Origin of the sequence: Micromonospora musae (genome assembly GCF_003626635.1) — a bacterium.
In the GTDB taxonomy this organism is placed as follows: domain Bacteria; phylum Actinomycetota; class Actinomycetes; order Mycobacteriales; family Micromonosporaceae; genus Micromonospora; species Micromonospora musae.
In genome coordinates, this window is record NZ_RAZT01000021.1 from 62,548 (window position 1) to 83,712 (window position 21,165).

14 protein-coding genes are annotated in these 21,165 nt (G+C 73.8%); 4 read left to right on the top strand and 10 right to left on the bottom strand.

The genetic code is table 11. The features are described from left to right. Window positions 1-176: 176 nt before the first annotated feature. Window positions 177-1,424: a sensor histidine kinase gene (locus D7044_RS30040; protein WP_120676915.1), complete on the bottom strand. Its 1,248-nt coding sequence runs from the start codon at window positions 1,422-1,424 to the stop codon at window positions 177-179. Then, complete coding sequence (locus D7044_RS30045) at window positions 1,421-2,089, bottom strand: response regulator transcription factor (RefSeq protein ID WP_120676917.1); 669 nt, start codon at window positions 2,087-2,089, stop codon at window positions 1,421-1,423. Before D7044_RS30045 ends, D7044_RS30040 begins: the two co-directional genes overlap by 4 nt. A 217-nt stretch (window positions 2,090-2,306) precedes the next feature. Between D7044_RS30045 and D7044_RS30050 the strand changes: the two genes are divergently transcribed. Continuing rightward, window positions 2,307-3,551 carry a peptidase C39 family protein gene (locus tag D7044_RS30050; RefSeq protein WP_120690900.1) on the top strand — a complete coding sequence of 415 codons (1,245 nt, stop codon included), beginning with the start codon at window positions 2,307-2,309 and terminating at the stop codon, window positions 3,549-3,551. Between the two features lie 28 nt (window positions 3,552-3,579). Here the strand turns inward: D7044_RS30050 and D7044_RS30055 are convergent, their stop codons facing one another. Then, a complete protein-coding gene (locus tag D7044_RS30055; protein ID WP_147434744.1) occupies window positions 3,580-4,890 on the bottom strand; it encodes an outer membrane protein assembly factor BamB family protein in 1,311 nt (436 codons plus the stop codon). After that, a complete protein-coding gene (locus tag D7044_RS30060; RefSeq protein WP_120690902.1) occupies window positions 4,887-6,194 on the bottom strand; it encodes an outer membrane protein assembly factor BamB family protein in 1,308 nt (435 codons plus the stop codon). Before D7044_RS30060 ends, D7044_RS30055 begins: the two co-directional genes overlap by 4 nt. Before the next feature lie 79 nt (window positions 6,195-6,273). On the opposite strand from D7044_RS30060, the gene D7044_RS30065 reads away from it, so the two are divergent. Continuing rightward, complete coding sequence (locus D7044_RS30065; RefSeq protein ID WP_411711012.1) at window positions 6,274-8,199, top strand: hypothetical protein; 1,926 nt, start codon at window positions 6,274-6,276, stop codon at window positions 8,197-8,199. 21 nt (window positions 8,200-8,220) lie between these two features. Here the strand turns inward: D7044_RS30065 and D7044_RS30070 are convergent, their stop codons facing one another. Together D7044_RS30070 and D7044_RS30075 are read right to left on the bottom strand one after the other, a co-directional pair. After that, window positions 8,221-10,020, bottom strand: a complete 1,800-nt coding sequence (locus D7044_RS30070; protein WP_233565172.1) for a hypothetical protein — start codon at window positions 10,018-10,020, stop codon at window positions 8,221-8,223. Continuing rightward, window positions 10,017-11,780: a glycosyltransferase family protein gene (locus D7044_RS30075; RefSeq protein ID WP_120690917.1), complete on the bottom strand. Its 1,764-nt coding sequence runs from the start codon at window positions 11,778-11,780 to the stop codon at window positions 10,017-10,019. The genes D7044_RS30070 and D7044_RS30075 overlap by 4 nt, the downstream gene beginning before the upstream one ends. A gap of 407 nt (window positions 11,781-12,187) precedes the next feature. Between D7044_RS30075 and D7044_RS30080 the strand changes: the two genes are divergently transcribed. After that, entirely contained in the window at window positions 12,188-13,381 is a 1,194-nt protein-coding gene (locus tag D7044_RS30080; RefSeq protein WP_120677788.1) for a hypothetical protein, read from the top strand. Between the two features lie 237 nt (window positions 13,382-13,618). Here the strand turns inward: D7044_RS30080 and dxs are convergent, their stop codons facing one another. From dxs to D7044_RS30100, 4 genes are all read right to left on the bottom strand, one after another. Further along, window positions 13,619-15,571, bottom strand: coding sequence for a 1-deoxy-D-xylulose-5-phosphate synthase (gene dxs / locus D7044_RS30085; RefSeq protein ID WP_120676929.1), 1,953 nt, complete (start codon window positions 15,569-15,571; stop codon window positions 13,619-13,621). A gap of 93 nt (window positions 15,572-15,664) precedes the next feature. Then, window positions 15,665-16,876 (bottom strand): anhydro-N-acetylmuramic acid kinase, encoded by a 1,212-nt coding sequence (locus D7044_RS30090; RefSeq protein ID WP_120690905.1) that lies wholly within the window; start codon window positions 16,874-16,876, stop codon window positions 15,665-15,667. A 98-nt stretch (window positions 16,877-16,974) separates the two neighbouring features. Next, a complete protein-coding gene (locus D7044_RS30095; RefSeq protein ID WP_120690918.1) occupies window positions 16,975-18,213 on the bottom strand; it encodes a class I SAM-dependent RNA methyltransferase in 1,239 nt (412 codons plus the stop codon). Between the two features lie 58 nt (window positions 18,214-18,271). Then, on the bottom strand, window positions 18,272-20,341 hold the full coding sequence (locus D7044_RS30100; RefSeq protein WP_120677792.1) for an APC family permease: 2,070 nt from the start codon (window positions 20,339-20,341) through the stop codon (window positions 18,272-18,274). A gap of 158 nt (window positions 20,342-20,499) precedes the next feature. On the opposite strand from D7044_RS30100, the gene D7044_RS30105 reads away from it, so the two are divergent. Then, window positions 20,500-21,165 (top strand): potassium channel family protein, encoded by a 666-nt coding sequence (locus D7044_RS30105; protein WP_120676933.1) that lies wholly within the window; start codon window positions 20,500-20,502, stop codon window positions 21,163-21,165.

Consider the following 21,165-nt stretch of genomic DNA (forward strand, 5'->3'; position numbering starts at 1 on the left):
GTCGCTCCTTCGAGCTGGATGAACGCGCTCCGCGGTGCCGGAACAGTCAGCGGTGACCGGGGCGGGGCGCGGGACTGGTGATGGTGGACATCGAACGCACCCCCTCTCAACCGTCGGGCTGACGTCGACGACGACCTTTTCAGATCCGACGACGGCCGGCAACCCCCGACGGGCGGTCAGCGTCCGCTACCGGCGTCCGCCCCGCCCCGGCCGTCGCCGGACGCGGGGGTCGCCGGTACGGCGTCGGCCGATGGCAGCCGTACCGTCACCTCAAGGCCACCGCCGGGCTGGGCGATCGCCTGCACGGTTCCGCCGTGCGCGTCGCAGACCGCCCGGACGATCGACAGTCCCAGCCCGGACCCGCGCGCGCCGGTACGCTCCCGCCCGCCGCGCCGGAACGGCTCGAAGAGCCCGGGCACGTCCGCCGGATCCACCTCGAACCCGGTGTTGCCGACCACGAGCCAGGAGTTCTGCCCGTCCGTGCCGGTACGCACCCAGAGCCGCCCGTGCAGATGGTTGTAGCGGACCGCGTTCTCGATCAGGTTGCCGGCCAGCCGGTCGAGCAGGCCCGGATCACCGGCGACGGAGGCGGGCTCCAGCGACGTCTGCACGCGCAGCCCGATCCGCTCCATCTCCCGGCGCATCGCCGAGAGCGCGTTGGCGGTCCCGCTCGCCAGGTCACACTCGGTACGCCGGCCGAGCCGACGGCCGGCCTGGGCCTCGCTGCGGGCCAGTACCAGCAGCGCGTCGACCAGCCCGTTCGCCCGCTCCGAGGCGTCCCGCACGACGGTCGCCATCCGGCGGTACTCGGCGATGTCCGCCTCGTCGTCGCTGAGCGTGACGTCGATCTCGGTACGCATCACCGCGAGCGGCGTACGCAGCTCGTGTGAGGCGTTCGCCACGAAGCGTTTCTGTGTCTCGAACGAGGCGGCTATCCGGTCCAGCATCGCGTCGAACGTCTTCGCCAGCTCGGCCACCTCGTCGTCGGCGCCCGAGTAGCCGATGCGCTGGTCGAGGGTGGCCTCGCCGAGCCGCTGGGCGGTCGCGGTTACCTGGTGCAGCGGGCGCAGCGTACGGCCGGCCACGGCGTACGCGCCGGCCACGCCGATCACGCTGATGGCCAGCAGCGCCACCAGACCCTTGACCAGCAGCTCGCCGGAGGAGACGTCGACCAGTTGGCGCTGCCACTCACCGGCGTCCAGGGTCCGGCCGTCGGCGAGCACCACGGTGCTGCCGGGCAGCGGCTGGTCGGTCGGTCGCAGCGCGTCGCGGACCAGCAGCCAGGCGAGCAGCACGAGGATCGCCCCCGCGCCGACCAGCAGCACGCCGTTGAGCAGGGTGAGCCGCAGCCGCAGGGTCGGTCGCGGTCGCAGCCGTCGGCCCGCGCCGGCGCTGCCCGTCGCGGTGGCGGCGAGCCCGGTCATGCGACCCCCTCTGCGGTCCGGTAGCCGGCGCCCACCACCGTCTCGATGAGCGGCGGGTCGCCGAGCTTCTTGCGCAGGGTCATCACGGTGACCCGGACGATCGTGGTGAACGGGTCGGTGTTGGCGTCCCAGACCCGCTCCAGCAGCTCCTCGCTGGAGACCACCGCGCCGCGGGCCTTCAGCAGCTCGCGGAGCACACCGAACTCCTTGTTGGTCAGGTCGACGGGCACGCCGGCCCGGGTGGCGACGCGCCGGGCCGGGTCGAGCACCAGGTCGGCCAGGGCGAGCACCGGCGGGGCGGCCGGGGTGGCCCGCCGTCCCAGCGCCTGTACCCGGGCGACCAGTTCGTCGAAGGCGAACGGCTTCGGCAGGTAGTCGTCGGCGCCGAGTTGCAGGCCCTCCACCCGGTCCGCCACCGTTCCGCTGGCGGTGAGCATCAGCACCCGGGTCAGCGTGTCGGAGGCGGCCAGTTCGGCGCAGATCTGGTCGCCGTGCACCCCGGGCAGGTCCCGGTCGAGGACCACCACGTCGTAGCGGGTGACGAAGGCCAGTTCGTGCCCGGTGTCACCGTCGTAGGCGACGTCGACCGCCATGCCCCGTTTGCGCAACCCGCGCGCGATCGCGTCGGCGAGGTTGCGCTCGTCCTCCACCACCAGTACCCGCATGCCGCTCTCCTCGCTGCTGACCTCCCGACAATCTAGGGCCTGGCGCAAAAGGCAGGCCCGAGCGCCGCAGCTCCGGTGGCGGCAGGGCCCGGTGGCGCGGGGCGGGCGTCGACGATCGACCCGTCGCCCCGCACCGCCCGCCCGGGCCGCCGTTGCCGGGCGCCCTCGGCGTACGCGATGCTTCCGGCATGCGGCCACAGCGACGGACGGACGCGCCATGACCAGAGCAATCCCGCCCCGGCTCCGCGACATCGCCTACCGGGGGTTCCGCCTCCCCGCCGACGAGGCGGCCGGGGTCGCCGTGGGGCTGCGCGGCGACGCGGGCGGGCTGCGGATCGCCGAGCCGGCCGGCGTCCGGCCCGGTCCGGCGGGCGACGGGCGGCGGTACGAGTGGGGCAGCTGGACCGCGCCGCCGGTGCCCGTCGGCTTCCCCGTCGTCGAGGTCGTCCCGTCGTGGACCGCGCAGACCCCGGACGGCTGCTGGATCGAGGTGGAGCTGCGCGGCTGGCACGGGGACGGCCCGGCCACCGGCTGGTACGTACTGGGCCGCTGGGCGGCCGACGACCGGACGGTGCGCCGCGGCTCGGTGCCCGGCCAGCGCGACGGGGCCGCCCGGGTGGAGACCGACACGCTGGCCATCGGCGAGGCGACGGTGACCGGGTGGCAGCTGCGGGTGACGCTGCTGCGCCCGGCCGGCGGTGGATCCAGCCCGGTGTTGCGTACGGTCGGCGCCGTCGCCACCGGCCGGGCGGGGACGGCCGCACCGGCGGCGGAGACCTCACCCGGGGCCACCGGGAACGCTGCCGGCGGTCCGGGCTCGGGTGCGCGCGATGCGGACCGGCCCGGCGACGCCCGGGGCGTCGTGCTGGACGTGCCCCGGTACGCGCAGCGGCTGCACGGCACGTACCCGCGGTGGGGTGGTGGGGGCGACTCCTGGTGCAGCCCCACCTGCACCTCGATGGTGCTCGCCTTCTGGGGCGTCGCCCCGCCCGCGCAGCGGTACGCCTGGGTCGACCCGCCCGGTCCCCGGCCGGTGGTGGTGCACGCCGCCCGACACTGCTACGACCACGCCTACGGCGGGGCCGGCAACTGGGCCTTCAACACCGCGTACGCCGGACTGCACGGGGTCGACGCCTTCGTCACCCGGCTGCGGTCGCTGGCCGAGGCGGAGGCGTTCATCGCGGCCGGTATCCCGCTGGTGGTCTCCGCCGCGTTCCGCGCGGGCGAGGTGCCGGGGTTGGCGTACGACACCCGCGGTCACCTGATCGTGCTGGTCGGCTTCACCTCGGACGGGGATCCGGTGCTCAACGACCCGTACGCCGAGAACGACGAGGCGGTGCGCCGGATCGTGCCGCGGGACCGGTTCGAGGCCGTCTGGCAGCGCGGCAGCGGCGGAATGGCCTACGTCATCCGCCCCGCGGAGGTGACGCTGCCGCCGCCACCCGCCCAGGCCAACTGGTGAGCGGCGCGCGGGTGACCGGCGGCGGGGGTCATGGCCTGAGCTGCCACAACCCGTACCCGCCGGTGGGCTTGCGGCACGCCAGCTGATAGCCGATGCTCTGGCACTCTCCGGTGGCCTCGCGCAGCACGTCGAGCGGTCGGGCCGTGCCGGTGGTGAGGTTCAGCTCGGCGACGAGGAGCCCACCACCCGGCTGCGGCCGGATGCCGATGACCGGGCCGTCGAGCCCGCTCGGCGGGACCATCTCCCAACGGCCCAGCTCGCCGCGGACCGCACCGGTGACCGGGTCGAGGACGTCGAGCTGCATCGCTCCGCCACTGTTCGCCCTGGTGGCCACCAACCCGTCGCGGCTCGACCAGGCGATCCAGCCGCGACCCGTCCAGAGTCGCCGCCCGGTGGCCGGATCGATCGCCTGAAGCTCCTCGGAGCGGCCCTGGAAGCAGAGGACCGGCCCGCACTCCGACGCGTAGAAGGCCTCGCCCAGTTCGGTCCGCCAGCGCCGCCGCAATCCGTCCAGGTCGTACGCGGTGACCGTCGCGGGCCGGCCGGCGAGGGTGAGCAGCAGGTCCCCGATCACCTGCACGCCAAACTCAGGGCCGTCGGTCGGCGCGCCCGTCTCGCGGCGGTCGGTGGGGTTCCACAGGTCCGCCTCCGCCCGCACCGCTCCGGTGCTCGCGTCGCGCACCTCGACCCGACCGTCGGCGGTGCTCTGCACCAGCCGGTCGATCCCGGATTCGGTGGCCCGGAAGGTGAACTGCCCGCCCGGTGTCTGCGCCTGCCAGCGCACCCGGCCGCAGCAGCTGTCCACCACGCGCAGCGTCCGGCCCTGCTCCTCGTCGCCCGTCTCCAGCAGCAGACCGCCGCCACTGACCGGCAGCGGCGACCCCGGCTGCTGCCACCGGAACTTCCCGGTGGCGGGGTCCAGTGCGATGGTCACCGTGCCCGGCGGGTCGCCCGCGGTGGCCTCGTAGCCGGCGATCAGCAGCATCCCGTCCTGCATCGACATTCCCCAGTACCGGCCCTGCACCGGCAGCGGCACCTGCCAGAGCAGCTCGCCCCCGGGCAGCCGGTACGCGTCCAGCCGGCGCTGCGAACCGTTCAGGCCGGTAGGTTCGACCACCAGGTAGAGATCGTCGGCGATCCTCGCCTCGGCGCCGAGGGCCGCCGGCAGGGCGACCATCTCGCGGCGCGGCAGCGGCGCCGCGGAGACCACTGTGGCCAGCACTACCAGGAAAACCAGCGCGACGCGGAGCGGCCGGCCGACGGAGCGCGGCGGTCGGGGCAACTCCTCCGGATCCCGCTCGTGCCGCAGCTCACCGAGATCGATGACGCGTTCGCTCACTCCGACCACCGCCAGATGCCATAGGACGTGCCGTGTGTGCGCTGGCAGACCAGGGTCAGGCCCGAGCCGACTACACAGCCGCCGGCAGCACCGGTGATCACGTCGACGGTCCGGACGCGCGTGGCGGCCAGGTCCAATCCGACGACGACGGAACGGCCGCCGGGACGGCGTCGGATGCCGACCAGCGGCCCGTCCGCGTCGTCGCTCGCGAGCAGTTCGTTGGCGTTCAGCACGACGAGCTGCCGGCCGGTGGCGGCGTCCAGCACGGCGTACCTGGTGACGGCTCTCCGGTCGGGCAGGATGAGCAGCCGATCGCCCCGCTCGGCGATCAGCGTCGCCGGGCCCGGCGTGCTCCACCGTACGGCGCCCGTCATCGGGTCGAGCGCGCGAAGCCCGCCGTTCACCCCGAGGGCGCAGAGCAGCCCTGCGCAGCTCTCCAGGTACGACGCCAACGGCAGGAACACCCGCCACCGTCTTCGCAGCCCGTCCAGGTCGTAGGCGGTCACCGCGGATGTCGGGCCCTCGATGTTCAGCAGCAGGTCACCGACGACCTCGACGCGCTGCTCGTCGTTCGACACGTCGTAACCGAGGTTTGCGCGATGCGTGATCGCACCGCTCGCCGGGTCGCGCACCTCGACCATGCCGTCGTTCGAGAGCAGCACGAGACGGTCGATCACCCCGTCGCGCACCTGGTACCGCACTCCGTAGTTCGGGGCGGGCGTCGACCAGAGCGCCCGGCCGGTGGCGAGGTTCACCGCCCCCACCGTCGGGGCGGCGACGCTGAACTGAAGCAGCAGCAGCCGCCCGCTGGCGTCGAGCTCGACGACACCGGGCTGCCGCCACCCGACTCGGCCGGTACGGGCGTCTAACTTCACCGTCTCCGGGCCAGGCTGCCGCCCGCCCAAGCTGGTCAGCAGCAACGCGCCCGCAGCCGCCTGGACACGTGCCAGATCACCCAGGGCCGGTAGCAGGGTCCGCCACTCCGGCTCGGGCCGTTGGACGGCACGGTCCGCCCGCTCCGGCAGCGGGTAGGCGGCGACCTCAACGTTGCCCTCCGTGCTCCCTGCCACCAGTTGCGCGACGAGGAGCAGGTCGCCCACGAGGAACACCCGGGCGATGGGCGCTGCGGGCACCACGGCGGCGATCCGGCCCGGTCGGGTCTGATCGGCGGCGAGCAGCGTCAGCACGAGCAGCGAGGCGAGGGCCGTCCAGAGCGGACGCCGGGTCACCGGCGGCCGGGAACGGGTCGGGCGGACGTCCAGGACGGGGCTCTCGCGCAGCTCACCGAGGTCGATGATCCCCATCCGCTCTCCCGTCTCCCCCGCCTGGCAGCGCACGTCCGACAAACCGACCGCCGACGTGCCGGCCCGGCAAATACCCCAGATGCGGCCTGTACGATGGCGCGTCGTGGCCGTGCCGGTGATAGATCCCTCGCTGAAACCCCTAGCCGACAACGACCAGGCCGAGGTCGGCCAGTCGCGACCGAGCCGGCGTCGACCGGCGCGAGCCGACCTGATGGCCCTCGGAGCCTATGTGTTGCTCGGGGTTCTCGTCTGCCTCAACTACTGGGGGGACGTGCAGGGTCGGGTCTCCTCGCACCTGCCCACCGACCACAGCTGGTTCGAGTGGCTCTTCGCGCACGGCGCGTACTCGGTGCGGCACCTGGAGAACCCGCTCTTCACCATGCGGCAGAACGCCCCACTCGGGGTGAACATGATGGCGAACACCTCGCTGCTCGGGGTGACGTTGCCGTTGGCGCCGCTGACCATGCTGTTCGGCCCGCAGGTGATGTACGCCCTCTACCTCGGCGGGGCTCTCGCCGCCACCGCCGCGACGAGCTACTGGATGCTCTCCCGGCACCTGGTGCGTTCCCGCGCGGCGGCCTTCGCGGGTGGCGCCTTCCTCGGCTTCGCGCCCGGCATCGTGCACCACGCCAACGGTCAGCCCAACTTCGTCTCCAATTTCCTGCTCCCGCTGATCGTGTCGCGGGTGCTGCGGCTCGGCGAGCCGGGGCGGTGGCGGCGCAACGGTCTCGTGCTCGGCCTGCTGGTCGCGTACCAGATCTTCATCAACGAGGAGATGCTGCTGCTCACCGCGTTGGCGTGCCTGGTCGTCGTGGCCGCGTACGCGGTGCAGCGGCCGGCCGCCACCCGGGCCGTGGCCGGCACGTTCAGCGCGGCGCTCGGCGTCGCCGGCGGGGTGGCGCTGCTGCTCACCGCGTACCCGATCTGGTTCCAGTTCAACGGGCCGCAGTCCTACCGGGGCCTGCAGGGCGGGGTGTTCCACAACTGGGGCGAGGACCTGGCGGCGTTCGTCACCTTCCCCCGGGACACCCTGGCCGGCGATCCCGCCGTCGAGCAGACCATCGGGTTGACCGAGCAGAACTCCTGGTTCGGTTGGCCACTGGTGCTGGTCGCCGTCGTGGCCCTCGTGCTGTTGGTCCGCCGGTCGCTGGCGGCGCGGATCACGGCGGTGTTGGTGGTGCTCTTCACCGTCGCGGCGCTCGGCCCACGGATCCGGCTCGGCGGCGAGGAGACCACTGTCAACGGTCCGTGGGCCTACATCTCCGACGACCTGCCGCTGGTCGAGATGATGATGCCGACCCGGCTCGCCCTGGTGGTGACCGCCGCGGTCGGCGTGCTGATCGCGCTGGCCTGGGACGCGCTCACGCCGCGGCGCCGTCCGGTCGGCGCGCGGGTCCCGGCGCAGCGCACCGGCGAGCCCGAGACGGCGGAGGCGGCGGCCGGGCCGGCCCGGCCGGCCGGCCCGCGGGCCACCGCGCGGCGCTGGCTGCGCCCGGTGGGCTACGCCGCCATCACGCTCGCCCTGCTGCCGCTCGTCCCGCGCCCGCTGCCCGCCCAACCGGTGGAGCCGCCGCCGCGCTTCGTCACCGCGGGCGGTTGGCGGCCGTACGTACCGGCCGGGCGGACCCTGGTCCCGGTGCCGATCCCCAGCAACGTGCACGGCCTGCCGACGCTGCGCTGGAGCGTCCTCACCGGGCAGGAGTTCCCGATCCCGGCGGGCTACTTCATCGGGCCGAACGAGAAGGGTGAGGGCGTCTTCGGCGCACCCAACCGCCCCACCAGCACGCTCATCTACTCCACCATGGACGCCGGCAAGGCGCCCGTGCTCACCGAGGAGAACCGTCGGCAGGCCGTCGAGGATCTGCGCTGGTGGCGGGCCTCGGTGGTGGTGCTCGGCGCGCAGCCGAAGGAGGCCGTGCTGCGGGAGCTGATGACCGGCCTGCTCGGGCCGCCGCAGCGGGTCGACGACGTCTGGCTCTGGGACGTACGCCCGCTGGTGGACTGAGCACGGGGACGACGGGGCAGGTCAGCGCAGCCGGTCCCGGACGTCCCACACCCAGGCGCCGTCGAACGACCGCCCGGGGCCGAGCAGCGCCTCGACCGTACGCCGCACCGCCTCGCCGTGGCGCAGCTCGCCCTGCACCACTATCGCGGCCCGCCAGTGGCGCAGGTCCTCGACGGCCTGCCGGCGGTCGGCGTCGGTGACCACGGGCGTCTGACCGGTCTCCGCCGCCCGCCGTAGCAGCGCCGCGGTGGGCCGGTCCGGGGCGCCCCACCGCGCCGCCGGGTCGTCCGGCCCGCTCGGGCCGATGAAGTACCCGCCGGGGGCCCGGAAGGCGAGCCCGGTCCGGGCCGACCAGAGCATCCCCGGGCTGACCGCCGCGCCGGTGACCGGTGGCACCGGGACCACTGTCGTGCCGGCCGGCACCTGCCCCCGCCACCGCTGCTCGGTGAGGAAGACCGGCACGGCGGGGGCCGCCACGGTGCGGATCGGCGTCGGGAAGAGCGGCAGCAGCGCCGCGGCCACCGCGCCGGTCCAGAGCAGCCGCACCGGCACGCCCGGCCCGGCCGGGGCGTCGGTGGGTGCGGTGCGAGGCGGACGCGCCCGGTCCAGCGAGAGGGCCAGCAGGACGCCCAGCACCGGTACGCAGATCAGCGCGAACCGGGCCGGCACCGCCAGCTCCAGCAGGGGCAGCCCGGCCACCAGCCGGTACGGGCCGGGAATGCCGGTGCCCGTGCCGTGCACCCGGATCTCGGCGCCGAGCGAGAGCAACGCGAAGAGCAGGCCGCAACCGGCGAGCGCCCGCACCAGCGGACGCCGCCCGAGCCAGATCACGATCACGGTGCCGAGCACCAGCAGCCCGGCGCCGAAGAACGAGCTCTCCTCGGTGGGGTTCGGCGCCAGCAGCCCGGGCGGGTGCTCGCCGCCGACCACGGTCTGCCGGGCGGCGGCGATGAACGAGACCGCGTCGAGCTGGTAGCTGTACGTGTCGAACGCCATCCCCCGGTAGTGCTGCGGGCCGGCGAACTGGAACCAGAGCGGGTACGCCAGGAGCAGTCCCGCCACGACCGCGCCGACCCCGGCCCGGCCGAGCAGCGCCGGTGCCGCACGGCGGGCCGCCGCCGGGTCGGCGAGCGCGTACCCGACGGCGAACACGGCCACGGCCAACGCCAGGAAGGCCAGCGTCTCCTCGCCGATGAAGGCCTGCCAGGTGACCAGCAGCCCGAGCCACACTCCGGGCCAAATCACCCGGTCGGGTTCCGGCCGGAACAGCCACGCCAGGATCACCGGCACCAGGAACTGGGCCGCGATGTGCAGGTGCGCGCCCGCCTGGGAGACCATCCCCGGTGCGAAGCCGCAGAAGAGCCCGCCCACCACCGCGGCGGTACGGGAGGTGACCAGCCGGCGGCGCAGCAGCACGTACCAGGCGGTGGCGGTGCCCGCCAGGCAGCAGACGACCGCCGTGAGGAACGCGGCCTGCGAGCCGAAGAGCAGGGTGACCGGGGTCAGCGGCAGCCCGAGGCCGAGGACGGAGGTGTTCGCCATCAGGTTGATCCCGTCCGGCGCGTTCAGGGCGGTGCTGTGCAGCGGGTTCTGCCCGGTGACCACCGACCGGGCCGCGTGGGCCAGCATCCACTCGAAGAGGATCTGGTCGCCTGCCTGGTGGAACAACCGCTCGGGCCGGCCCCACTGGCCGCCGGTGAGCAGCACGGCCAGGCCGAGGTAGCCGACCACCACCAGCGCATCGGCCGTCCACAGGGGACGGTGCGGCCGGCGCGCCTGCATGCTGGCCGGGGTGGACGCCGTCGTCCCGGTGGAGATCAAGGTTCGCGGCTGGTCAGCGCCCGCACGTCCCAGACCCAGACGTCGAGTTCCCGGCGGCCGGGCCCGACCAGCTGCTCGACGGTACGCCGCAGCGGCTCCACGTTCTGCTGGTCGAAGGGGAGCACCAGGACCGCCGCCCGCCAGTGCCGCAGCTCGTCCAGGGATCGGCGGCGTTGCCGGTCGTCCAGTTTCGGGGTACGGCCGGTCGTGGCCACCTCCTGCAGCAGCTCCCCCACGCCGCTGGGCCGACCGCCGAAGCGACCCGGGTCACCGGTGTTGCCGTTGCGCGGCGCGAGGAAGTACCCGCCCGGAATCTTGAAGTCGAGGTTGGTGGCGGCGGCCCAGCGCATGCCGTTGGTGTTGCCCATGCTGGGCACCGGGATCGGCACCAGCGTCTGGTCGGGTGCCACGTAGGCCCGCCACCGGTCGGCGGTGATGAACTTCGGCACCGGCGGGCGGGAGACCACGCTCAGCGGCATGGGCGCGATGGGCAGCAGCGCGAGCACCAGGCCCGCGACGGTGAGCGTCCGGGCAGTACGCCGGTCCGGCAGCCGCAGCGACCAGGCCCGCTCCACGGCGATCGCCAGCAGCACGGCGACCACCACCGAGGTGATCAGGCCGAACCGGGTCGGTACCACCGCGTCGAGCAGCGGCAACCGGACCAGCCACTCCCACGGCCCGGTGAGCAGCTCCCGATGCCACCAGGAGATGCGCTCGCCGAGGGAGAGCACAGCGAACACGGCGCCGGTGGCGGCGAGCGCCCGGACGATCACCTCCCGGCGCAGCCAGAGCACGATGCCGACGGTGAGCAGCGTGAGGCTCCACCCGAGGAACGCGTTCTCCTCCGAGTAGTTCGGGGCCAGGCCGACGTTCGCCCGCTCGTTGCCGCCGAGCGTCGGCGAGCCGGGGGCGAAGAAGGCGGCGATGTCGTTGCCGTAGTCGCGCACCGCGTCGCTGAGCCCGTGGTACGCCATCGGCCCCGCGAACTGGATGTAGAGCGGGTACGCCAGCAGCGCGCCGGCCAGCGCCGCGCACGCGCCGAGCCCCACGGCCAGCGGCCGCCACGCCGCCGCCCAGCGGTGCGGCTCCTGCACGACCATCGCGATCAGGAACATCCCGCAGGTCAGCGCGGTGAAGAGGAGGATCTCCTCGTTGATGAACGCCTGCGCGGTGACCAGGAGGGCGAGCAGCAGTCCGTCCCGGACCGGCCGCCGGGTGCGGGTGAGCACGAGCACCCGCCAGACGATGAACGGCAACAGGTACTGGCTGATGATGTTCGGGTGCCAGTTGGCGTGCGAGAGCATCGCCGGGGAGAAGCCGCAGAGCCACCCGCCGACCGCCGCGGCCAGCCGGTTGCGCACCAGGTGCCGGGAGAGCACGTGGTACCAGGCGGCGGCGGTGCCGGCGAGGCCGAGCGTGACCAGCAGCACGAAGGAGACCGCGGGACCGAAGAGGAGGGTCACCGGCACCATCGGGATGCCCAACGCCAGGATGGCGGTGTTGGCCATCAGGTTGACGCCGTCGGGGTAGTTGAACTGTTCGGTGTAGAACGGGAACTCGCCGTGCAGCACCACCCGTACGGAGTGCGCGAGGAAGAACTGCACCTGGGCCGGGTCGCTGCTGTAGAGCGACGCGACCCGGCCGGCCGGGTCCATCCAGATCCGACTGGTCACCCAGAGCGCGGCGAGCAGGAAGGCGGCGTACACGGCGAGGTTCTGCCGGCGGGGACTCCACCGCCACCGTCGGGCGGGCACCGGCACGGGCGCCGCGACGTCGGCGCGGGTCGCACCGGTGGCGCGGTCGGCCTCCTCGGCCGGCGGCCGGCCGGCCTCCGTAACGGGTGGCGCATCGATGGTGGCGACCGCCGTCGCGCCGTCGCGCACTCCGCCGCCGACGCCGTCCACGCCGGCGCAGGCGAGGCTCCGATCGGGTCGGACGCCCGCGGCGGCGTCGTTATCCAGGGCGGATGCGGCGCGGGGCTCGACAGACGTCACAGTCGGCGGAGTCTACCCGAGCGGCGAAAAGGTGGAAAAACCGTGGTGTCGGTCCTTTGTGGTGTGCCGTCCGGTGCGCACGGCTGGTCCGGCACGAGGTGCTGCGTCATGTTGGTCGGACATCTCGTACTATGGCGCTTCCGACGTGAGGGCGAGTGATCGGGGGCGTACAGGTGGCTCCAGTCCGCCGACGCGGCACGACGGCCACCGCGCTGCTGGCCGTGCTGCTGGCCGTGACCGCCTGCGGTCCGGTCGCCGACCGTCGCCCCGGCGATCTGCGGGTCGGCTACGACAGTCTGGACGGCACGCTCGCGAGCTGGCCGCCGCAGGGCGACCTCGCCGGCGACGCTTCGGCGACCGCCGCGGTGACCGACGCGGTACGCGACTGGCGGTCACCGGCCGACGACCGGGTGCACCTGGCCTCCTCCGGCATCCTCTTCTCCGGCCGGGTCGACGGCGCGCCGCTGGCCCTGGTCGCAGCCGACGTGCCCGGCCACAGCGCCTCGTGGCTGCTGCAGCTCACCCGCGACGGCGACCGTTACGTCGTCGCGCGGGCCGCCGAGTACACCGACCCCGGCTACCTCGTCTACTCCGACGTGTTGCCGGTGCTGACCGCGGCCGGGCGCCGCTACCTGGTCTCCGACCGGGTGCGACGCCTCCTGGGGCCGGACGGGAAGGCGTTGGCGACCAAGGACGGCATCAGCGCGCCCGCCGAGGTGCCGGCCTGCCGCGCGGTGCCGGTGACGGCCAGCCTGCGGAGCACCGAGTCGTTGCCCCGGGGCCGGGAGGCGCAGCGCCTGCTCGACCTCGGCACGGGCCTCGACGACCCGCGCTACCCGCTGGTCGACGACGCGACCGGCTCCGGTCGGCGGGCACTGACCGGGCTCGACACCTGTGCGCTCGCCGGGGAGCGGGGGCCGTTCGGCAGTATCCCGCGCCGGATCGGCGACCGGGACGCGCCGGGCTCGGTGCCGGAGTCGTGGCCGATGGTGAAGGTGGCGGTCCGGTCGCTCGGCGAGCTGACCCTCGGCCGGGGTGAGCCGGGCGAGCTGGAGCAGCTCACCTGGCAGAGCGCCACCGACACGATGACCGCCGTGGTGTACCGGCCGCCCGGTGGCGGCCCCCCGGTGCTCTCCCCCGCCGATCGGGTCGGCCCGCTGCAGGCCTACCGGCTGCCCGTGCCCGACCAGCCGCTGACGGTGCTGAGCTGGCGTTCGACGCGGGACAGCTCCCTGTCGGTGGCACCGGGCACGCCCCTGCTGGTGGAGCGACCGGGGCTGGTGGTGATGTCGGAGCCGGAGCGGCCCGAGACGGTGAGCCTGGCGGGCACGGAGAAGACCCACTACCGGTCGGTCGGCGGTCGCTGACCCGCGCTGCGGAGCCCGTGCCCCGTCCCGGCCGATAAGCCGTCGCCCGACCGCGCGCCCGTCCCCTGTGGCGCGTACCGGCCCGTCGGCCGTCGCCGACGGCTCGCGTGCCAGGGAGCCCGCAGCACGTCCCGGCCCACCGGCCGCCGCTGACGGCCTGTCGCGGGCCCGGGGGGCCGTCCGCACCGGAACGTGCGACGGCGGGCGCCCCGTCCGGGGCGCCCGCCGTCGTCGGACTCAGTTCTGCGCGGCCTTGTCGCCGGCGGGGACGCGCACCTGATCGACCGACGCGCCGTCGAGCCCCGAGATCCAACCGGTGACGTCCCGGGCCACGTCCTGCGCGGTGAGCCGCAGGTCGGCGAGGATCTGGGCCCGGGTGCCGTGCGGATGCCAGTCCGCCGGCACGCCGAGGTCGCGCAGCGGCACCCGGACGTCCGCGTCCCGCATCGCCTGGGCGAGCGCGTCACCGACGCCGCCGATCCGCACGCCGTCCTCGACGGTGACCACGAGCCGGTGCGCGGCGGCCAGCTCGACCAGTTCGGTCGGGACCGGTCGGACCCAGCGCGGGTCGACCACCGTCACGCCGTAGCCCTGCTCGGCGACCCGGGCGGCGACCTCCATGCCGAGGTGGCCGAAGGCGCCCACCGCGACCAGCAGGACGTCGGTGCGCGCCGACTCGGTCAGCACGTCGACCGTGCCGACCCGGCGCACGGCGGGCAGGTCGCCGGCGACCGCGCCGGTCGGGAAACGGAGCAGAGTGGGGCCGTCGTCGACGGCCGTCGCCTCGCGCAGCTCCTCGCGGAGCGTGGCGGCGTCCCGGGGAGCGGCGATGCGCAGGCCGGGCACGACGCCGAAGACCGACATGTCCCAGATGCCGTAGTGGCTCGGCCCGTCCGGGCCGGTGACGCCGGCGCGGTCGAGGACGAAGGTCACCGGGAGCTTGTGCATCGCCACGTCCAGCAGGACCTGGTCGAAGGCCCGGTTGAGGAAGGTCGCGTAGACCGCCACGACCGGGTGCAGCCCGCCGAGCGCGAGGCCGGCCGCCGAGGTGACGGCGTGCTGCTCGGCGATGCCGACGTCGTACACCCGCTCCGGGTACTTGCGGGCGAGGGTGGCGATGCCGGTCGGCTCGGCCATGGCGGCGGTGATGCCCACCACGTCGGGCCGCTCGTCGGCGATCGCGACCAGCTCGTCGGCGAAGACGTGGGTCCACTTCACCGACGGGGCGGCCGTCGCCTTGCCGGTGGCGATGTCGAAGGCGCCGGGGCCGTGGAAGCAGTCCGCCTCGTCCTCCTCGGCCGGGCGGTAGCCGTACCCCTTCCGGGTGACGGCGTGCACGATCACCGGCCCACCGAAGTTCTTCGCCGCCCGCAGCGCGCCCTCGACGGCGGCGACGTCGTGCCCGTCGACCGGGCCGACGTACTTGATGCCGAGGTCCTCGAACATCGCCTGCGGGGCGACCGCGTCCTTGATGCCCTTCTTGACCGCGTGCAGCACCTCGTACATCGGCTTGCCGACCAGCGGGGTCGAACCGAGGGCGTCCTTGACCGTGTCGAGGACCTTCTCGTAGCCGGGGTTGAGGCGCAGCGAGGAGAGGTGGTCGGCGAGACCACCGATGGTCGGCGAGTAGGAGCGGCCGTTGTCGTTGACCACGATGACGAGGGGGTTGCGGGCGGTGGCGATGTTGTTGAGCGCCTCCCAGCACATGCCGCCGGTGAGCGCCCCGTCGCCGACCACGGCGACCACCGAGCGCGATTCGCCGCGCAGCGCGTACGCCTTGGCCAGGCCGTCGGCGTACGACAGGGCGGTCGAGGCGTGCGAGTTCTCGATCAGGTCGTGCTCGCTCTCCGCCTGGCTGGGGTAGCCGGAGAGACCGCCACGCTGGCGCAGTTTGTCGAACCCGGCCTGCCGACCGGTGAGGATCTTGTGCACGTACGCCTGGTGGCCGGTGTCGAACAGGAGCCGGTCCCGGGGGGAGTCGAAGACCCGGTGCATGGCGAGGGTCAGCTCCACCACGCCGAGGTTGGGCCCGATGTGCCCGCCGGTGCGGGACACCTTCGCGATGAGGAAGTCACGGATCTCGGCGGCGAGGAGCTCCAACTGCTCGGCGGACATCCGCTTGACGTCCTGCGGACCGCGCACCTTCGCCAGCAGTTGGCTGTGGTTGGCCGTGTCCTGTTCAACACTCATGACCGCAGAGTCTATCGGCCATCCGTCACTTCGCAGCCGGGCCCGACCGACGCCCGTCCCGGCGCCCGGGCGGCGGGCCCACCGAACAGCTGGTCAGGTGACGATCCGCAGCCGACGGGGGGAAATCGCCGGGGTGGCGCGCGGCCCGGGCCCGGAGGGGGTCCAGGAGCCGAGGACGGCCGCCCGGGCCGCGCCGGTCACCGACCGGATCGAACCGGGCAGACCATGCCAGGAGAGCCAGCCCAGCAGGGCGAAGGCGTACGCCTCCTTCGCCTGCGCCGGCACGCCCAGCTCGTCGGTCGTACGCAGCCGCCAGCGTCCCGCCCCCAGCTCGGTGAGCCGGGCCCGCAGCGTCGGATTGCGCACTCCACCGCCGGAGGCGATGACCTCGGTCACCCGGTGCCGGTCGCACTCGGCGGCCACCACCCGGGCGGTCAACTCGGTGAGCGTGGCCAGTACGTCGTCGGCCGCGACGGGTTCGCCGAGCGCGGCGAGCTTCTCGTCCAGGTAGCCGGCGTGGAACAGCTCCTTGCCTGTCGATTTCGGCGGCGGTGCGGCGTAGTACGGCTCGGCGAGGAGCTCGTCAAGCAGGCCCGGATGCACCCGGCCGGCCGCCGCCCGAACGCCGTCGAGATCACAGGGCCGGTCGAGGAGCCGACGGGCGGCGGCGTCGAGCAGCGCGTTCGCCGGCCCGATGTCGTACCCGAGCACGGGCGCGCCCGGGGCGACCACGGTGAGGTTGGCGATTCCGCCGAGGTTCAGGGCGGCCCGGGGCGCGTTCGCGGCGGGCCCGGCGCTGCCCGACGGCTCGGTCGCCGGTCCGGCCGAGGCGTCGGGGGCGAGCAGCAGGGCGTCGAAGGCCGGTACCAGCGGCGCGCCCTGCCCGCCGGCCGCGATGTCCGCCGAGCGCAGGTCGCTGAGCACCGGTACGCCCACCCGGGCGGCGACCCGGGCCACCGCGCCGAGCTGGAGGGTGCCCCGGGCCACGCCGTCCTGCACCCAGTGGAAGACGGTCTGCCCCGGTGACACCACGAGGTCGGCGTGGCCACCGGCCAGCTCCGTGCCGAGCGCCGCCGCCTCGGCGAAGACGTCCCCGAGCAGGTTGTCCAGCCGGCAGACCGCCTCGATCGTGGTGGCCGCCGGCGGCAGCAGCGCGCCGATGCGGGCGCGCAGCTCGTCGTCGTAGTCGAGGCCCCGGTGCCCGAGCGGCCGCAGCCGGAGCGTCTCCCCGTCGACGGTGAACTCCGCCGCCGCCACGTCCACCCCGTCGTACGAGGTCCCCGACATCAACCCGACGATCTTCACGCCCGCAGGCTAACCCCCCGTACCACCCGCCGGGAGCCACCGGTCGATCATGAGGTTGCCGGGGCGGATCGGTGCGCGATCCCCCGCCAACCTCATGATCAGCGGGACGAGGGGGGCAGCAGCAGGCCGACCAGCTCGACGTGCTGGGTCATCGGGAACAGGTCGAACCCGCGCAGCGCGGCCAGCCGCCAGCCCGACTCGGCGAACGTGCGTACGTCCCGGGCGAAGGCGGCCGGGTCGCAGGCCACGTACCCGACCGCGCGCGGCCCGGCGGCGACCAGTTCGCGCACCACCCGGGAGCCGGCCCCGGTACGCGGCGGATCGAGCACCACCACGTCGACCGGGCCGGTGATCCGCCGGCGGGCCAGCGCGGTCTCCACCCGGGCCGCGACCACCTCGACGCGGGGCAGGTCGGAGAGGTTCTGCCGGGCCGCGGCGACGCCCTGCTCGGCCGCCTCGACCAGGGTGACCCGGCCGGTGTCGCCGACCCGGCCGGCCAGCGCGGCGGCGAAGAGTCCCGCACCGCCGTACAGGTCCCACGCCCGCTCACCGGGCTGCGGGTCGACCAGCTCCAGCACCGCGCCGACCAGGGCGTCGGTCGCGGCGGGGTGCACCTGCCAGAAGGCGGTCGCCGGGAGCGTCCACTCCCGTCCGGCGGCCACCTCGCGGACCGTCGCCGGCCCCTCGACGGTGCTGGCGACCCCGTCGACCACCGTCGCGACGGCCACGTCGCCCCCGGTGGAGGCGACCGTCTCGACCGCGTCGGCGTCCGGCCAGCGGGCGCCGCTCGCGCTCAGCACCGGCAGGCTCTGGATCGCCGGGTGGGCGATCAGGCAACGGTCGATCGGCACCACCTCGTGCGAGCGGTGCTTGAGCAGACCCGCCCGGTCAGCCGCGTCCACCGCGTAGCGGACCCGGGAGCGCCAGCCCAGCGAGCCGCCGGGCAGCGCCTCGACCCGTACGCCGAGGCCGTCGAGCTCGGTCTCCGTCAACCCGCCCAGGCGGCTCAGCTGCTCCCGCACCACGGCGGCCTTCCACTCGAGCTGCGCCGCGGGTGCCACGTGTTGCAGGTCACAGCCACCGCACTGGCCCGGCCGGGCGTACGGGCAGGGGGCCGGCACCCGGTCGGGCGAGGCGTCCAGCACCGTGACCGCGTCGGCCCGGACGAACCCCCGGTGCACCTCGGTCACCTCGGCGACGACCCGCTCCCCGGGCAGGGCGTGCCGGACGAAGACCACCTGCCCGTCCACGCGGGCCACGCAGTGCCCGCCGGGGGCCACCGGGCCGACGGTGAGCTCGACCCGCTCCGCCTCGGCGAGACCACGCTCCCCGGCCACCTCGCGGTCCGGGGCCGAACCGGGGTCGCGTCCCACAGTGCCGGGGTCCTGGTGCGGCTCAGCCACGGTCACTCCCGCCCGGCTCACCGGAGGGTACGGAGACCACCGGCGGGGCGTCCGAGGGCGGCGCGCTGCGCGGCACCACGCGCGGGCCGCGGGCGGGGCCCCGCGAGAGCGTGGCGTCCAGCCGGGAGAGGTTCTTGTTCGCGGTCGAGGCGAGCTGCCACGGCACGCTGGTGACCATCACACCCGGCTCGAAGAGCAGCCGGGTCTTGAGCCGCAGGGCGCTCTGGTTGTGCAGCAGGTTCTCCCACCAGCGCCCGACCACGTACTCCGGGATGAAGACAGTGACGACGTCGCGGGGCGACTCCCGGCGGGTGTTGGCGACGAACCCGATGATCGGCCGGGTGATCTCCCGGTACGGCGAGTCGATCACGGTGAGCGGTACGGGCAGCTCCCGCCGCTCCCACTCCTCCTGAAGGTCGCGGGTGTCCTTCTCGTCCACGTTCACCGTCACCGCGGTGAGGGTGTCCGGCCGGGTGGCCCGGGCGTACGCGATGGCCCGCAGCGTCGGCTGGTGCAGCTTGCTGACCAGGACGATCGCGTGGTTGCGGGCGGGCAGCACGGCGCGTCCCTCGTCCGGCGGCGTGAGCTCCTCCGCGACCCGGTCGTAGTGCCGTCGGATCGCCAGCATCAGCCCGTAGATCACCGCCATCGCGGCGATCGCGATCCAGGCGCCGAGCAGGAACTTGGTGAGCAGCACGATCACCAGGACGGTGCCGGTCAGGCCCATGCCGAAGGCGTTGATGGCCCGGGAGCGGTGCATCCGGCGGCGCGCCTCCGGGTCCCGTTCGGTCTTCAGGTGTCGGTTCCAGTGCCGGATCATGCCGGCCTGGGAGACGGTGAACGAGACGAAGACCCCGACGATGTAGAGCTGGATCAGTCGGGTCACCTCGGCCTGGAAGCCGACGATCAGCACGATCGCGAAGGCGGCGAGGAAGAGGATGCCGTTGGAGAAGGCCAGCCGGTCGCCCCGGGTGTGGAACTGCCGGGGCAGGAAGCGGTCCTGGGCGAGGATCGAGCCGAGCACCGGGAAGCCGTTGAACGCGGTGTTCGCGGCCAGGAAGAGGATCAGGGCGGTCACCCCGGCCACCACGTAGAGCAGGATCGACCCCGAGCCGAAGACCGCCTCGCCGAGCTGGGTGGTGACCGTCTTCTGCACGTAGCCGTCCGGGCCGGAGACGATCTGCTTCACCGGATCCTCCACGAACTGGAGGTGGGTGAGCCGGGCCAGCCAGATGATTCCCACCAGCATGCTCACGGCGATTCCGCCGAGCAGCAGCAGGGTGGTGGCCGCGTTGCGGCTCTTCGGCGGCTTGAACGCGGGCACCCCGTTGGAGATCGCCTCGACACCGGTGAGCGCGGCCGCACCCGAGCTGAACGTCCGGAGCAGCAGGAAGATCAGAGCGAAGCCGGTCACGCTGTGCTCGGCCTGGATGACCAGGTCGGCGCTGGGCGCGCGCAGGTCGTCGCCGAGCACGAAGACCCGGATCAGGCCGGTGAGCAGCATCCCGCCGATCACGATCACGAAGCCGTAGGTGGGGATCGCGAACGCCGTGCCCGACTCGCGCAGCCCGCGCAGGTTGACAGCGGTCAGCAGCACCACCGCGATCACCGCGATCATGACCTTGTGGGTGGCCACGAAGGGCACCACCGAACCGAGGTTCGCCACCCCGGAGGAGACCGACACGGCCACCGTCAGCACGTAGTCGACGAGCAGCGCGCTGGCCACCCCGAGGCCGAACTTCGGCCCGAGGTTCACGGTGGCCACCTCGTAGTCCCCGCCGCCGGAGGGGTAGGCGTGCACGTTCTGCCGGTAGCTCGCCACCACCGTCAACATCACCACGACCACGGCGAGCGCGATCCACGGCGAGAAGACGTAGGCCGAGGCGCCGGCGATCGACAGGGTCAGCAGGATCTCGTCAGGCGCGTACGCGACGCTGGAGAGCGCATCGGACGCGAAGACGGGCAGCGCGATGCGCTTCGGCAGGAGGGTGTGCTGGAGCCGGTCGGACCGGAACGGTCGACCGACGAGCAGCCGCTTCAGCAGCGAGGTGGGACTGGCCACGAACGCCAAGGGTACGTCCACCGCGGCGGCGGCGTGGGGGTGGGCGATCGGCGCTGGTGCACGTGGGCGCGGTACCGTCGGTCCCCGTTCCCGGCCGGGACATGGCAGGCTCGCACTCGACGGGCCCGGGCGGACGGGCGCGCAGCTTGGGAGGAAGCGTGCATGTCGTGATCATGGGATGTGGGCGGGTCGGCTCGACCCTCGCCCACAGCCTGGAGTCCCGTGGGCACTCGATCGCCGTGATCGACCAGGACGCGGACGCCTTCCGCCGGCTGGGCCCGGACTTCGCCGGAGTCACGGTGACCGGCGCCGGTTTCGACGGGGACGTGCTGCGGCAGGCCGGCATCGAGCGGGCCGACGCGTTCGCGGCGGTCTCCAGCGGCGACAACTCCAACATCATCTCCGCCCGGCTGGCCCGGGAGACCTTCGGTGTGTCCCGGGTCGTGGCACGCATCTACGACCAGCGGCGGGCGCAGGTCTACGAGCGGCTCGGTATCCCCACCGTGGCGACCGTGCGGTGGACCGCCGACCGGATGCTGCGGCACCTCGTACCCGAGGGGAACGTCGAGATCTTCCGCGATCCCACCAGCACCGTCTCGATCGTCGAGGTGCCGGTGCACAAGGACTGGGTCGGCCGACCGGTGCGCGCCATCGAGGAGGCGGTCGGGGCGCGGGTGGCGTACCTGACCCGGTTCGGTATCGGCACGCTTCCCACGACGTCCACCGTGGTGCAGGAGGGTGACCAGATCTTCATGCTGGTCACCGACGACATTGTGGCGACGGTCACGTCGGCGGCGTCGCGGCCGCCGGAAGGAGGGCACTGA

Bases quoted from the DNA above. Each gene is read 5' to 3' on its own strand.
- D7044_RS30045 (WP_120676917.1), bottom strand. From the start codon at position 2,089: ATGCGGGTACTGGTGGTGGAGGACGAGCGCAACCTCGCCGACGCGATC.
- D7044_RS30050 (WP_120690900.1), top strand. From the start codon at position 2,307: ATGACCAGAGCAATCCCGCCCCGGCTCCGCGACATCGCCTACCGGGGG.
- dxs (WP_120676929.1), bottom strand. From the start codon at position 15,571: ATGAGTGTTGAACAGGACACGGCCAACCACAGCCAACTGCTGGCGAAG.
- D7044_RS30040 (WP_120676915.1), bottom strand. From the start codon at position 1,424: ATGACCGGGCTCGCCGCCACCGCGACGGGCAGCGCCGGCGCGGGCCGA.
- D7044_RS30065 (WP_411711012.1), top strand. From the start codon at position 6,274: ATGCGGCCTGTACGATGGCGCGTCGTGGCCGTGCCGGTGATAGATCCC.
- D7044_RS30060 (WP_120690902.1), bottom strand. From the start codon at position 6,194: ATGGGGATCATCGACCTCGGTGAGCTGCGCGAGAGCCCCGTCCTGGAC.